We start from the raw sequence: 14,498 nt of genomic DNA, 5'->3' as shown, positions 1-14,498 counted from the left end.
TTTAAAAAGAAATTGTAAACAAAAAAAGCCACCTCGCCTAAACGAGATGGCTTTTAAACGGGGACGACGAGACTCGAACTCGCGACCTCCGGCTCGACAGGCCGGCGTTCTAACCAAACTGAACTACGCCCCCTAAAAAATGGGCGGTGCAGGGATTGAACCTACGACCCCCGGCTTGTAAGGCCGGTGCTCTCCCAGCTGAGCTAACCGCCCATTTAACGTCCCCAGGGGGATTTGAACCCCCGTTACCGGCTCGAAAGGCCGGTGTCCTAGGCCAGGCTAGACGATGGGGACTTAATGGTGAGCCGTGCAGGCTTCGAACCTGCGACCCACTGCTTAAAAGGCAGTTGCTCTACCTACTGAGCTAACGGCTCACTCTTTCCATCAGCTCTCTTGCTGACGGGAATAAGCTTATAACAAAACAATATAATAAAGTCAACAAATTTTTTTATTTTTTTTACATTTTTTTATTAATTTTTCTCTAGCCATAAAAGTAACCAACTACTTGTTAGTAAAATACAAACACTCTACACCTGAACTAAGTCTGACCTCTTTACTTGGCATATATTTACTTTTAAATCCCAATCTCTTACAACCATACGGATAAGCTCTATCCCAAGTTATATAAAAGTATTTACAATTAAAGCAGTTGATACTTTTATTTGTCTTCAAGTTTACTCAATACAGATTCTACTTTTTTCTCAAACCCAGATTTTCTATCCCTTCTATAATCCACTTTAATTGATATAGATATTCTATTCACATCTTTTAATTCTTCTACTGCCTCAGAAATTACAGTAAGGACCTCTTTCAAATTATCCCCTTCAACAATAGTACCCATTGGTGTTAATTGCCACGCTAACCCACTATCTTTTACCTTTTTTACAACTTTAGCTACATATTTTGATACACTCTCTTCTTTACCAATAGGAGTAGCTGAAAAAAATGCCATTGCACTCATTATTCACTCCTTGTGCTGTTTACTCTTTTAAAAGTTTTTCAAATTCACTTCTATTTTGAAATATAGGTGGCTCGATTTTAATTTCAACCCCTGCTCCTTTTACAAATTCAATAAACACTAATCTAGCTGGCTTATTCTCAGCAGGATATAAAAACTGCATTCTTTTCGGCTCTAAATTATTTTTTCTTCCTAAATATAAAGGTTGCACTAAAAGATCAGCATCATAAGATATATAAAAATAACCTCTATTTTTTAATACACTTTTTACATAGCTAAATAGTTTATCCAAAGGCATTAAATCATCAAATCTCGCAAAATTTTCAAATTCATCTTTACAAACTCTGCCAGTGTCCCTCTTTCTGTATGGTGGATTACAAACAATTAGATCATAATTAAGACTTGGCTTAAAATCAAAAATATTAATGTTATGAGGGGTAATTAAATTATCAAACTTATTAAACTTTATTGTATCTAAAAGACATTCGTAAAGTACTTCATTTATTTCCACAGCATCAATATGCTGCACTCTATATTTTTTCGCTATCAAAGCAGACAAAACACCACTTCCACTACCTATATCTAACACATTATTAAATATCTTCTTTTCATTTATAAATCTAAAAAGTAAAGGGGAATCTACAGAAAATCTAAATCCTTTTTTGGGCTGAACTATTTTAATATCTTTATAGATAATTGAATCTAATGACTTATCCATAAATAAAAAAAGCGGCTTAATAGCCGCCTATTTTTTATATCTTTCTGCAACAGAGACTCTCAACAACTCTCTCTGTAGCTGCGCTTCTACTTTCCTAAATTTGATTTCATCTTCCCTACGAGCTGCTTCAAGAGCTTTTTCAGCTTCAAGCTTCCTTCTTATAGCCTCTTCTAAATCGATTTCTCTACCAAGCTCAGCACTTTCAGCAAGCACAGTTACCACATCATCAGCCACTTCTAAAAAGCCTCTATCGATTGCAACATATTCTTCAACACCATCTTTCTTATATATTAGCTCACCTACCCTTAAAGCAGTTAAAAAAGGTGTATGCCCAGGCAAAACACCAAAATCACCCTCAACGCCTGGAGCAATAACCTCATCAACCTCTTCATTTATTAACTCTCTTTCAGGTGAAACCAATATAAAGCGAAGTTTATCAGCCATCATTATCCTCTTTTCTTAAGTTGCTCAGCCTTTTCATAAACCTCATCAATGCCACCTACCATGTAAAATGCTTGCTCTGGTAGGTCGTCGCATTTTCCTTCTAAAATTTCTTTAAATCCTCTTATTGTTTCTTTTAATGGTACATACTTACCTGGCATACCTGTAAACTGCTCTGCCACATGGAATGGCTGAGACAAGAATCTTTGGATTTTTCTAGCTCTTGCAACAATAAGTTTGTCCTCTTCGGACAACTCTTCCATACCCAAGATAGCAATAATATCTTGTAACTCTTTATATCTTTGTAATACAGCCTGAACACCTCTTGCTACATTGTAATGTTCTTCACCTACAATATTAGGATCAAGTATCCTTGATGTGGAATCAAGTGGATCCACTGCAGGATAAATACCCAGCTCAGCAATTTGACGAGATAAAACTGTTGTTGCATCAAGGTGTGCAAATGTAGTAGCTGGTGCTGGGTCAGTAAGGTCGTCAGCAGGCACATAAACAGCCTGTACAGATGTAATAGAACCTTTTTTAGTTGATGTAATCCTTTCCTGTAGCTCACCCATTTCTGTTCCAAGTGTAGGCTGATAACCAACCGCTGAAGGCATACGACCAAGCAACGCAGAAACCTCAGAACCTGCCTGAGAGAATCTAAATATATTATCAATAAACAGAAGAACGTCCTGCCCTTCAACATCTCTGAAATATTCAGCAATTGTAAGTCCAGTAAGACCTACTCTCATCCTTGCACCAGGTGGCTCATTCATCTGACCATAAATAAGTGCAACCTTATCTAAAACCCCTGCTTCTTGCATTTCTAACCAGAGGTCATTACCTTCCCTTGTTCTTTCTCCTACACCACAAAATACTGAGTAACCACCATGCTGCTTAGCAATATTATTAATAAGCTCCATTATAAGAACTGTTTTACCAACACCTGCACCACCAAACAAACCTGTTTTACCACCTTTTGTATAAGGTTCAAGCAAGTCTATAACTTTAATACCTGTTTCCAGGATTTCATAACCTGTTTCTTGATCCTCTAATTTTGGAGCAGGTCTATGAATAGGCCAATAATCTTCTGCTTTGACTTCACCAGCTTCATCAACAGGCTCACCTACCACATTTAATATCCTACCAAGAGCCCCTTTACCCACTGGAGCTGTTATAGGCTTACCTGTATCGATAGCCTCCATCCCTCTCACTAAACCATCTGTAGAAGTCATAGCAACAGTTCTAACAGTATTTTCACCAAGATGTTGTTCTACCTCACAAATAATTACACGGTCATGCTTCTTATCCTCAATCCTGATAGCATTATAAATTTCAGGTAATTGTCCTGATTCAAACTTAACGTCCACAACAGGACCAATTATTTGAACAATCTTACCAACATTTGCCATTATATCCACCCCATCTATTCATTATTTTAAAGCTTCTGCACCATTAACAATATCTAATATTTCTTTAGTAATTGCGGCCTGGCGAGCTTTATTAAAACTTAATACCAACTTATCAATAAGCTCTCCAGCATTTCTTGTAGCATTATCCATTGCCGCCATTCTAGCACCATGCTCACCAGCAGTTGATTCTAGTAATGCTCTAAAAATAGTAAAATTGATATATTTTGGCATTATATTATTTAACAAAATATCTGGCTTTGGCTCGTATAGATAATCTACTAATACTTCATTTTCATCCTTATCAAAAACAAGTGGTAAAATTTTCACCACTTTAGGGACATGATATACAATTGATTTAAACTCGTTGTAAAGTATATAAACTTCATCAAATTGTTCTTCCAAAAAGTTTTTTACAATGGATTCACCAATCTTTACTGCATCATCAAAAGTAACTCTACCACCAAAGCTTATATATTTGTCAATTACTTCTACATCACGCTTCCTAAAGAAATCATAACCTCTTCTTCCAACACATACGAGCTTAACCTTTTTGTCGCTATTTTCTGTTATAAATTTATTTGTAGCTTTAATCACATTTGAATTGAATGCTCCACAAAGCCCTCTATCAGATGTAAAAATCACCAAACAAACACTTTTTACTTCTTCTTTCGTATTTAGAAATGGATGTAACTCGGGGTTAACCCTTTTTCTGATAGAAGCTACAACATCATAGATCTTATTAGCATAAGGTCTAGCAGCCTCCATAGCCTCTTGAGCCCTTCTTAATTTGGCTGCTGAGACCATCTTCATTGCTTTTGTTATCTTCTGTGTGCTTTTAACAGATGCTATTTTTCTTTTTATATCCCTCATTCCGGGCATTATAATCTCCTAATTAAGCATTAAACTGCTTTTTGAATTCTTCAATAGCAGCTTTCATTCTATTTGTTAAATCATCATCTAAAGCTTTTTTAGTCCTTATATCTTCTAAAATATCTGGTTTATTTGTCTTCACATAGCTAATAAACTCTTTTTCAAACCTTTGAACACTCTTTGTAGGAATATCATCAAGATACCCATTAACACCTGTAAATATTATTAAAACCTGCTCTTCAACTGGAACAGGTTGATATTGTCCTTGTTTTAGTATTTCTACTAATTTTTCACCTCTATTCAACTGAGCTCTGGTTGCAGCATCAAGATCACTACCAAACTGAGCAAAAGCTGCAAGCTCTCTATACTGAGCGAGATCAAGTCTTAATCTACCAGCAACCTGTTTCATTGCCTTAATTTGCGCAGAACCACCAACCCTGGAAACTGATAAACCAACATTAACAGCTGGTCTTATACCTGAATAAAATAAGTCAGTTTCAAGATATATCTGACCATCAGTAATTGAAATAACATTTGTAGGGATATATGCAGAAACGTCACCTGCTTGAGTTTCAATAATTGGTAATGCAGTCAAAGAACCACCGCCATTTTCTTCATTAAATTTAGCAGCCCTTTCAAGCAATCTTGAGTGAAGATAGAATACATCACCTGGATAAGCTTCCCTACCAGGAGGTCTTCTAAGAAGCAATGACATCTGCCTGTATGCAACAGCGTGTTTTGATAAATCATCATAAATCAATAACGCATGCTGACCTCTATCTCTAAAATATTCACCCATTGTACAACCAGCAAAAGGTGCAATAAATTGTAATGGTGCTGGGTCACTAGCAGTCGCAGCCACTACAATAGTATACTCCATTGCACCATATTTTTCTAAAGTATCTACAACTCTTGCAACAGTTGATCTCTTCTGCCCAATAGCAACATAAACACAGATAACATTTTGCCCTTTTTGGTTAATAATAGTATCTAAAGCAACTGCAGTCTTACCAGTCTGTCTATCACCAATAATTAACTCCCTTTGCCCTCTTCCTATTGGTATCATTGCATCTATTGCTTTGATACCTGTTTGTAATGGCTCATGAACTGGTCTTCTTCTTACAATACCTGGAGCAATTTTTTCAATCACATCATACTCTTTAGCTTCTATTGGCCCTTTACCATCTATTGGCTGACCAAGTGGGTTAACAACCCTTCCCACCAACTCTGGACCAACAGGCACAGATGCAATCCTACCAGTCCTTTTTACAACATCACCCTCTTTAATATGCTCATAATCCCCCATTATAACGATACCAACATTATCCTCTTCCAAGTTAAACACGATACCATATACACCACCAGGAAGCTCGACAAGCTCTCCAGCCATAGCATTGTCTAAACCATAAACCTTTGCAATACCATCACCGGCACTAATAACAGTACCGATCTCTTCCATTTCAGCTTTCTGCTCAAAATTTTCAATCTGTTCTTTAATAATTTTACTAATTTCTTCAGCCCTTATCTGCATATAGCTTAACTCCTTTTATTTATTTTAATAAAGTTTCCTTTAATTTTCTAAGTTGCCCTGAAATACTAACATCATAAAGATTACTTTTTACTTGAGCTATAAATCCACCTAAAATGGATTTGTCAATTTCTATGTTTAAATTAACTTTCTTATTTGTAATTTTTTCTAAAGAGTTTTTAATTTCGCTTTTAATTTTGTCATCATACTCATCAGCCAATTTTACATAAGCATCAACTTCACCATTTTCTTCCATTTGAAGTAATCTAAAGTAATTATAAATTTCTTCGATAAGAACAAGTCTCCCTTTTTCCACCAATATAAGTAAAAAATTCATCAAATCTTTACTCAACTTGCCCTCATCCGCCATTGATTTTATTACCTTTTCTTTCTCACTCTTTTTAATTAAAGGGTTTTTAATAAAAGTTTTAAACTCATCAGAAGTTTTATACAAATCTACTAAATCTTTTAATTCTGAAAGAACATTATCTACTATATTTTTCTCTTTGGCATACTCAAAAAGTGCTATTGCATATCTTTTAGAAACAGCGGTCACCATCAAACTACACCTCTAAAGTTTTTATATATTTTTCAGCAATCTTTTCTTTCATCTCTTTTGTTAAAGTTGTGTTCATTTTTTCTTCAGCAAGCTTAATTGCAAGCTCAACTGTTAAAGCTTTTAACTCTTCCTTTGCTTTTGTCATTTCTGAATCTATAAGATTTTCAGCAAAAACTTTTAGTTTTTCTATATTTTTCTCTGCATCTGCTAAAATCAACTCTTTTTCCTTTTCAACAGCAGCTATCGCATTATTTTTCATCTGCTCTAACTCTTTTTCCATAGATGCCAATTTTTCCTTATATGTATTTAACTCTTTTTCCGCCTCAGCTTTAGCTTTTTCAGCTTCTTCAATAGTCTTTCTAATCTCTTCAGTTCTATTTATTAAAAGGTTTTTTATCGGATTTTTTAGAAATTTATAGAGTATAAACACAAATACTATAAATGTAATTAATCTCCAAATAAACTGCTCTACCTGGTTACCTCCATGGCCTCCCTCATTTGCAAAAGCCACACTTCCAATCAATAAAATATTTATTAAAATTGCAACATATTTCACTATTGCCTCCTACGCTACCTTAATTATTTTTTCTACAATCATTTCAGACAGCTTTTCTGCTTCGGTCTTCAATTCTACTTTAGCTTTCTCTTTTTCTACTTCAATCTGCTTCCTAGCTTCTTCGACCTTTTTATCTAATTCACTTTTTACTTTGGAAACCTTTTCGGTAGCCACATTAACTGCTTCTTGTCTAACACTACTTTGATATTCTGATATCTCTTTTTTTACAGCTGCAAGTTTCGCCTCATATTCGCTTTTTAATTTATTAATTTCAGCCAACATCTCCTCAGCACTTTTGCGCAAACTATTTATACGAGAATCCCTTTTATTTACAGTTTCATTTACAGGATCAAATATTAATTTTTTCCCTATAAATAGAATGAGCAAAAAATTAATAATCTGCAAAAACAAAGTAATATCAAGATTTATCATTTTCCCTCCCGATCATTCAAAGATTGTATACTGTACACAACAAAAAAGTTTTGCAATTCATACCAAAACAAATGTGTATTGTCAATATTTTTTTACCCAATTTAAAACATAATTTTATGAATTTAAAGCTTCTATGCCTGGCAGAGTACCAAATTCAATATATTCTAACGATGCTCCGCCACCTGTAGAGATATGGTCGATCTTATCTGCACAACCAGCTTTTTTTACTGCACTAACAGAATCTCCTCCACCAACAACCGTTGTTGCATCAATCTCAGAAAGTATTTTGGCTATACTGAATGTCCCTTCAGCAAATTGAGGTTTCTCAAAAACCCCCATAGGACCATTCCATAACACTGTTTTACTATCAATAAGAACTTCTTCATATTGCTTCACAGTTTTTTTACCAATATCTAACCCCATCTTTCCATCAGGGATATTAATATCTTCAACATACTCAGCTACACCGTCCAAATCAGTAGAAACAATATGATCAACTGGTAAATATATATTTACCTTCTTTTCCTTTGCAGACTCTAATATCTCTATTGCAGTTTTTAAATAATCATCCTCAACCAAAGATGAACCAATACTTACACCTTTGCTTTTTAAAAAGGTGTAAGCCATAGCTCCTCCAATCAATATATTATCTACCAAATTCAATAAGCTTTTTAAAACCCCTATTTTATCACTGACTTTAGCTCCACCTATTATTGCAGTAAAAGGTTTGTCTGGAGATTTTAACAACTTTTCAAAATAGGTAATCTCTTTTTCTATTAAGAAACCAGCACACTTATCTTTGATTAGCTGTGCTAGCCCATATACTGAAGCATGCTTTCTATGACATGTACCAAAAGCGTCATTTACATAAATTTCAGTAAATTTACTAAGCTCTTTAACAAAACTCTCATCATTTTTTTCTTCACCCTTATAAAACCTCAAGTTTTCTAAAAGAGCAACTTCACCCTTTTCCATTTTATTAGTAAACTCTATAACCTTCTCACCTATACAATCATCAATAAATGGGATACCTAAATAATCTGCCACTGGCTTTAAGCTAAATTCTGGTTTCTTTTCCCCTTTTGGTCTGCCTAAATGGCTCGCAAGTATAACCTTGCCACCTCTTTCTTTGATATAATTTATAGTAGGAAGTGCCTCTTTTATCCTTGTGTCATCTTGAATTTTCCCATCCTTTATAGGAACATTAAAATCTACCCTTAAAAAAACTTTCTTACCTTCAAAGTCCATATCACGCACATTTCTAATCATGAATTCCCTCCTACTTGTATAAAATAAAAAAGAGGGAAAATCCCCCTTTATAAAATTAAAGTAATTTTGTCACCAGCTCAGCAACCCTGTTTGAATAACCCCACTCATTATCATACCAGCTAAAAACTTTTACACAGTTCCCTTCAACAACTTTTGTTAATTTAGAATCAAAAATGCTAGAATGAGGATTGCCATTAAAATCTATAGATACTAACTCATCTTCAACATATTGTAAAATACCTTTCATTTCACTTTCTGCAGCTTCTTTAATAGCATTGTTAACTTCTTCTGCAGTTACATCTCTCTTTAACTCACATGTAAGATCTACAATAGACACATTAGGGGTTGGCACCCTTATTGCAAGCCCATCTAATTTCCCTTTTAACTCAGGCAAAACCAATCCCACTGCTTTTGCTGCACCTGTAGAAGTAGGGATCATAGAAACAGCAGCTGCCCTCGCCCTTCTTAAGTCTTTATGTGGTAAATCAAGAATTCTCTGGTCATTAGTATAAGAATGAACAGTGGTCATTACCCCTTTAACTATTCCAAATTTATCATTCAAAACTTTAGCAACTGGTGCTAAACAGTTTGTAGTACATGAAGCGTTAGAAATAATATGATGTTTCTCTTTGTCATATTTATCAAAGTTAACACCCAATACTACGGTAATATCAGGATTTTCTGCAGGTGCAGATATAACAACCTTTTTAGCTCCAGCTTCTAAATGCTTTGATGCTTGCTCCCTTTTTCTAAATAAACCTGTAGATTCAACAACCACATCAACCCCAAGTTCTTTCCAAGGAAGATTTGCGGGATCCTTTTCAGCATAAACTTTTATCTTTTTACCATTAACAACTAAATAATCATCTTCTGAATACACATCAAAGTCAAACTGACCATGTACAGAATCCCACTTTAACAAATGAGCTAAAGTAGCAGCATCTGTTAAATCGTTGATAGCTACAAAATCAATATCAAGCCCTTTTTCTAATGCAGCCCTAAATGTACAGCGCCCTATCCTACCAAATCCATTGATTGCAACTTTTACCGACATTATTTCCCTCCTATATTCCTAATTTATCTTTTATTAATTCTAGCTGAGTACTTATAAACTGCAGTGTTTTTTCGTACTCATCCTTTTTAAAATCCACCCTTTTTGTAATCATATTATACAATCTGTCAATACTATAAATTGTTTTTTTATAAATTTCTTTTTCACCTTTTCTGCTTTCTTCTAATTTCTGGTTTAATTTCTCAACAAGTTGGTTAAGTTGACCTAACTTATACTTTAACTCTCTATTTTCCTTTCTTAATGTTAAGACCTCTCCCGCCTTTGTTTCATTAATAATCTTTTCAAATACTGATATCAATTTTTTATGTTTTTCAGATATTTTTTCATACTCATGGTACAGATCATTATATTCCTTTTTTAGATGTGCAACTTCATTTAATGCATCTATTCTATCTTTAGATATCTTTTTTATTTTATATTGCGTATTTTTTAAATCCTCGTATAACTTATATTGCTCTGTAATATCGTTTAATAATTCACCCACTTCTACAACTTCGCCATTTTCATCAAATATTGGAAACATAACATGCTCAAACCAATACTCATTTTTACCAAATTTTACATTTATATTCTGAACTACTTCCTCTTTTTCAGTTATAACTTTATCTAATTTGCACCATGGGCATTTTTCATTAAAATTAAAAATCGCTTTAAAACATTTATTTCCTATAAATTTTGCTAAAGATTCTACACCTACTAAATCCCCTAAAGCCTTATTAACATTGTTTAGTTCATAATCGATAGTTAAAGAGAATAATGGGTTTTTTATCCCATCGATGAGTTTTAGCATCTTTGATCGACTATTACGCAAAATTGAAACACTTTCTTCAAGCCCTTCAATTTGGAGCTTATAATCATCTACAACCTCTTCTAATTCCTTTAATTGCTTATCTAGCTTACTAACGGTACTTTCACACTCTTCAAGTTCATCTCTTAACAAATTAACTTCTCTTTCATAATCAATTGTAGCAGTTTTTTTTGAAATTAGTCTGTTCAGAATTTTTTCTAATAAAGTTAATAAAAACCCTTCTACCTGCAAAGCCTGCAAGATAATAAAGCCATCTAATACCCCCTCTTTAACTCTTAAAAAAACTAAATGTTTCCCCTTTTTAGTTTTAAAGATAAATCCATTTTTAGATAAATGTTTTTCAATCTGTTCCAATAAACTGTTATCAGTTTTTTGTTTTATTACTTCATCTTTTGAAATATGCCAAAAATCCTTTTTAAGATAATCAAAATATAAAAAGTTTTTATCTAATATTTTTGATAAATCTTTTAAAATATTAAAATCATTCATATAAATTTCCCTTTAGCAAGACAAAAAACATCAACTTTTTTAGAGCCATTTTCTTTTAAAACTTTGGAACACTCATTTATAGTAGAGCCTGTTGTTATTATATCATCAACAAGTAGTATTTTCAAACCTTTTACATCGCTATCAAGACAAAATGCACCTTTAATATTTTTTCCTCTTTCTTTCTTCTTAAATTTCCACTGATAATCAGTTTTTTTAACCCTTTTTAAAACTTGTTCATATTTCATATTATTATTTTTAGCCAAAATTTTAGCTATAATGTATGCTGGTTGAACAAACCTTCTAAAATTCCTTATAAAATGAGCTGGAACAGGTGTTATCAAATCATAGTTATGAGTAAATAATATTCTCTTTAAAAGGAAATTAAAAATATGTCCATATTTGATGCCATAGTGAAATTTTACATACTTTAAAAATTTTCGCATTATGCCATTATACCAATAGGATACATAAATATAATCATAATAATTATCTGTTATACAATTCTTACAAAACTTTGCCTCTAATTCTAAAGGGTATCCACAGTTTGAACAGCGATAAATTGTCGGCTCAAATAAAGACAAACAGCTATAACAAAACAGTTCTTTGTAATTGATTTTTGTATTACAATTCAAACATTCAGAAAAAAAGATTTCATTTAACAATTAACGAATCACCTGTCATATCAGCTGGTTTTTCAAACCCTAAGATATCTAACATAGTAGGAGCTATATCAGCTAACTTTCCTACACCACCCTTTAGTTTACAATCGTAGTTATAAACAATAAATGGGACAAGGTTTAATGTATGGGCAGTATGAGGCTGATTATTTTCATAATCCCACATCTGCTCAGAATTACCATGATCAGCGGTAACAATCAATACAGCATTCAGCTTATTAGTAATTTCTACAACTTTTCCTAAAGCTTTATCTACGGCTTTGCACGCTTTAACTGCAGCATCAAACACACCAGTATGCCCCACCATATCTGGATTCGCAAAATTCATAATTACCACATCAATTTCATCATTGAAAACTTTTTCTTCAAATCTCTTAACCACTTCAAACACTGACATTTCTGGTTTTTGATCATAGGTTGCAACATCTTTTGGAGATGGGACTAATATCCTCTCTTCCCCTTCAAAAACAAGCTCTCTACCACCGTTGAAAAAGAAGGTCACATGTGCATATTTTTCTGTCTCAGCAATGCGGAGCTGCTTTAACCCCTTTTTACTTATAATTTCACCAAAAATATTTGTAAGGTTTTCAGGTGGGAAAGCCACTAATACATCAAAATCTTTATGGTATTCTGTCAAAGTTATAAAAGCTACATCAGGTTTTGAACCTCTATCAAAATAATCAAAATCCTCATTAATAAAGCACATTGTTAATTCTCTTGCTCTATCAGCTCTAAAATTAAAGAAAAATACGCCATCACCATCTTTAACTATACCATTTTTATCTACAACTGTAGGGGTTATAAATTCATCTGTTTCACCTCTATTGTAAGCTTCTCTTACAGCATCTTCAGGATTATCGATTTGTAATCCTACCCCATCTCTAATAGCTCTAAAAGCTTTTTCTATCCTATCCCATCTCTTATCTCTGTCCATGGAGTAATATCTTCCAGAGACTGTGGCAATTTTTCCATAATCATTTTTTATTAAAAAGTTATTTAAATCTCTTATATAATCTATCCCACTTTTTGGGGGAGTATCTCTCCCATCCATAAAAGCATGGACATAAATCTCATTTACTCCATTATCTTTAAAAAACTTTATAAAACCTTTTAACTGATCTATATGACTGTGAACACCACCATCACTTACAAGGCCAAAAAAATGGACTCTATTATTTTTAGATTTTACATTATTAATAAACTCAACGATGTTTTTATTATTTTTTAGCTCTTCATTCTCAATAGCTTTATTTATCCTAACTATGTCCTGATAAACAATTCGTCCTGCACCAATATTTGTATGCCCCACTTCAGAGTTACCCATTTGCCCTTTAGGAAGACCAACCCATTCCTCACTAGCATTTAAAAGCATGTGAGGGCTATTGTTCCACAACTTCAAAAAGTTTTCAGGATTAGAACTCAAAATGGCATTATTATCTTTTTCTTCTCTATAACCCCAACCATCCAATATCAAAAGTATTAACTTTCTCATCACTCTACATCCTGATTAAACCCTTTTTCTCCAATTCAGATTTACATTCAGTACAATATCTAGCAAATGGTACATACTCCAATCTTTTCTCCTCTATCTCCTCTTCGCAGGATATACAAACTCCATAAGTGCCATTCTCAATCCTTTTCAAAGCTTCTTCAACAAGTCTAAGCTTTAAAGCATCAGTCTCTACTCTCCCAAGCATCAAATTTCTATTATAAATTCTATAAGCTTCATCAGCAGAATCTAATCCATCCCCTTTGCCAATATCTATAGCCTCTGCATATTTTTTCTGTAATTTATCTATTAATTCTTCCCTCATTTTTAACAACTTCTCTTTAAAATACTGTAATCTCTCTTTATCCATTTATTACCTCCTTACCCTCAGCATCAAAACTGAGAGCTTTTTATATCACTTGTGATAAGGATGCCCCTTATTAATTGTAAAACCTCTATATATTTGCTCTGTTAAAACTAACAAAGCATGTTCATGACAAAATGTTAATTTTGATAGTGATAATAATTCATCACAATCTTTTTTCAAGTCTTCTGATAACCCCTCTGCACTACCTATCAAAAACGAAATATCATTATAATTACCATCCAAAAACCTTTTTGCAAAAGTCATTGAGTCAAACATCTTACCCTCAATAGCAAGTCCAACTCTATAAAATCCCTGAGAGAGCAAAATATATTTTTCATCATCTTTTTTGACATTACCAGAACACTTAAAATCTTTAATTTCAAAATCACAAAACACTTTCAACCTCTTAATATATCTATCAAGCAACTCTCTAATATACCTATCACTTATTTTCGAACCAACAATTATTCTAATCTTCATAAAGATTGTTGTCTCTATAGACTATGAACTTAAGAATGTCAACAATCTTTACTTAAGATAAATGCAATTGGAGTTATTAAGCTAGATTAATCAAATGAAATCGTCTACCTGCTTTGGTTCATAACTTAAAATTTCAATGTATTTATCTATATCTTTTTTGGGGATACTCCCCTTTGTTTCAGGTAAGGCCTTTACAAGTACTTCTTTCTTATAATTCCACATATCAAGCAATATCTTATCACCAGCTTTAATTTTTGTGGAAGGCTTAGCTTTTTTACCATTTACATAAATAAACCCCTCATCGGCAGCCTCATTGGCAACCGACCTTCTTTTAATTAGCATTGTTACTTTCAAAAACTTATCCAGCCTCATA

At 33.4% G+C, this 14,498-nt stretch carries 17 protein-coding genes, 4 tRNA genes and 1 pseudogene; all 22 read right to left on the bottom strand.

Annotation, left to right across the window (positions count from 1 at the left end):
- Window positions 1-58: 58 nt before the first annotated feature.
- The 22 genes and pseudogenes from OWM07_RS02395 to OWM07_RS02290 all read right to left on the bottom strand — a co-directional run bounded on the left by OWM07_RS02395 (window position 59) and on the right by OWM07_RS02290 (window position 14,497).
- Window positions 59-133: transfer RNA gene (locus OWM07_RS02395), tRNA-Asp, on the bottom strand.
- Window positions 134-140: 7 nt separating this feature from the next.
- Window positions 141-213, bottom strand: a tRNA-Val gene (locus tag OWM07_RS02390).
- A 6-nt stretch (window positions 214-219) separates the two neighbouring features.
- Window positions 220-294, bottom strand: a tRNA-Glu gene (locus OWM07_RS02385).
- Window positions 295-298: 4 nt separating this feature from the next.
- Window positions 299-374: transfer RNA gene (locus OWM07_RS02380), tRNA-Lys, on the bottom strand.
- Between the two features lie 284 nt (window positions 375-658).
- Window positions 659-961: an MTH1187 family thiamine-binding protein gene (locus OWM07_RS02375; RefSeq protein WP_423302074.1), complete on the bottom strand. Its 303-nt coding sequence runs from the start codon at window positions 959-961 to the stop codon at window positions 659-661.
- 19 nt (window positions 962-980) lie between these two features.
- Window positions 981-1,676, bottom strand: a complete 696-nt coding sequence (locus tag OWM07_RS02370; RefSeq protein ID WP_423302073.1) for a tRNA1(Val) (adenine(37)-N6)-methyltransferase — start codon at window positions 1,674-1,676, stop codon at window positions 981-983.
- A 27-nt stretch (window positions 1,677-1,703) separates the two neighbouring features.
- A complete protein-coding gene (locus OWM07_RS02365) occupies window positions 1,704-2,120 on the bottom strand; it encodes a F0F1 ATP synthase subunit epsilon (protein WP_423302072.1) in 417 nt (138 codons plus the stop codon).
- Window positions 2,121-2,122: 2 nt separating this feature from the next.
- Window positions 2,123-3,529, bottom strand: a complete 1,407-nt coding sequence (gene atpD, locus OWM07_RS02360) for a F0F1 ATP synthase subunit beta (protein ID WP_423302071.1) — start codon at window positions 3,527-3,529, stop codon at window positions 2,123-2,125.
- Between the two features lie 21 nt (window positions 3,530-3,550).
- On the bottom strand, window positions 3,551-4,408 hold the full coding sequence (gene atpG, locus OWM07_RS02355) for an ATP synthase F1 subunit gamma (RefSeq protein WP_423302070.1): 858 nt from the start codon (window positions 4,406-4,408) through the stop codon (window positions 3,551-3,553).
- Between the two features lie 13 nt (window positions 4,409-4,421).
- The gene (gene atpA / locus OWM07_RS02350) at window positions 4,422-5,930 is read right to left on the bottom strand and encodes a F0F1 ATP synthase subunit alpha (protein ID WP_423302069.1); all 1,509 of its coding nucleotides are present in this window, start codon (window positions 5,928-5,930) and stop codon (window positions 4,422-4,424) included.
- Window positions 5,931-5,949: 19 nt separating this feature from the next.
- The gene (gene atpH / locus OWM07_RS02345) at window positions 5,950-6,486 is read right to left on the bottom strand and encodes an ATP synthase F1 subunit delta (RefSeq protein WP_423302068.1); all 537 of its coding nucleotides are present in this window, start codon (window positions 6,484-6,486) and stop codon (window positions 5,950-5,952) included.
- A gap of 4 nt (window positions 6,487-6,490) precedes the next feature.
- Window positions 6,491-7,042, bottom strand: a complete 552-nt coding sequence (locus tag OWM07_RS02340; RefSeq protein ID WP_423302067.1) for a F0F1 ATP synthase subunit B family protein — start codon at window positions 7,040-7,042, stop codon at window positions 6,491-6,493.
- 9 nt (window positions 7,043-7,051) lie between these two features.
- Window positions 7,052-7,474 (bottom strand): F0F1 ATP synthase subunit B family protein, encoded by a 423-nt coding sequence (locus OWM07_RS02335; RefSeq protein WP_423302066.1) that lies wholly within the window; start codon window positions 7,472-7,474, stop codon window positions 7,052-7,054.
- A 114-nt stretch (window positions 7,475-7,588) separates the two neighbouring features.
- On the bottom strand, window positions 7,589-8,743 hold the full coding sequence (locus OWM07_RS02330) for a phosphoglycerate kinase (RefSeq protein ID WP_423302065.1): 1,155 nt from the start codon (window positions 8,741-8,743) through the stop codon (window positions 7,589-7,591).
- A 55-nt stretch (window positions 8,744-8,798) separates the two neighbouring features.
- Window positions 8,799-9,797 (bottom strand): type I glyceraldehyde-3-phosphate dehydrogenase, encoded by a 999-nt coding sequence (gene gap / locus OWM07_RS02325; RefSeq protein WP_423302064.1) that lies wholly within the window; start codon window positions 9,795-9,797, stop codon window positions 8,799-8,801.
- 10 nt (window positions 9,798-9,807) lie between these two features.
- Window positions 9,808-11,112, bottom strand: coding sequence for a PAS domain-containing protein (locus OWM07_RS02320; protein WP_423302063.1), 1,305 nt, complete (start codon window positions 11,110-11,112; stop codon window positions 9,808-9,810).
- Window positions 11,109-11,555 (bottom strand): ComF family protein, encoded by a 447-nt coding sequence (locus OWM07_RS02315; RefSeq protein WP_423302275.1) that lies wholly within the window; start codon window positions 11,553-11,555, stop codon window positions 11,109-11,111. Before OWM07_RS02315 ends, OWM07_RS02320 begins: the two co-directional genes overlap by 4 nt.
- Before the next feature lie 66 nt (window positions 11,556-11,621).
- A pseudogene (locus OWM07_RS02310) lies at window positions 11,622-11,744 on the bottom strand (double zinc ribbon domain-containing protein); the annotation flags it as partial.
- Window positions 11,745-11,763: 19 nt separating this feature from the next.
- Entirely contained in the window at window positions 11,764-13,284 is a 1,521-nt protein-coding gene (gpmI, locus tag OWM07_RS02305) for a 2,3-bisphosphoglycerate-independent phosphoglycerate mutase (RefSeq protein WP_423302062.1), read from the bottom strand.
- A 1-nt stretch (window position 13,285) separates the two neighbouring features.
- Window positions 13,286-13,648, bottom strand: coding sequence for a TraR/DksA family transcriptional regulator (locus tag OWM07_RS02300; protein ID WP_423302061.1), 363 nt, complete (start codon window positions 13,646-13,648; stop codon window positions 13,286-13,288).
- A gap of 45 nt (window positions 13,649-13,693) precedes the next feature.
- A complete protein-coding gene (locus tag OWM07_RS02295; protein WP_423302060.1) occupies window positions 13,694-14,125 on the bottom strand; it encodes a 23S rRNA (pseudouridine(1915)-N(3))-methyltransferase RlmH in 432 nt (143 codons plus the stop codon).
- A 90-nt stretch (window positions 14,126-14,215) separates the two neighbouring features.
- Window positions 14,216-14,497: an RNA-binding S4 domain-containing protein gene (locus OWM07_RS02290; protein WP_423302059.1), complete on the bottom strand. Its 282-nt coding sequence runs from the start codon at window positions 14,495-14,497 to the stop codon at window positions 14,216-14,218.
- Window position 14,498: the final 1 nt, after the last annotated feature.

The sequence above is a fragment of the Deferribacter thermophilus genome (assembly GCF_049472675.1).
Lineage (GTDB): Bacteria > Chrysiogenota > Deferribacteres > Deferribacterales > Deferribacteraceae > Deferribacter > Deferribacter thermophilus.
Note: the sequence above shows the minus strand (reverse complement) of the source record. Positions and strands in the feature narration are given on the sequence as shown.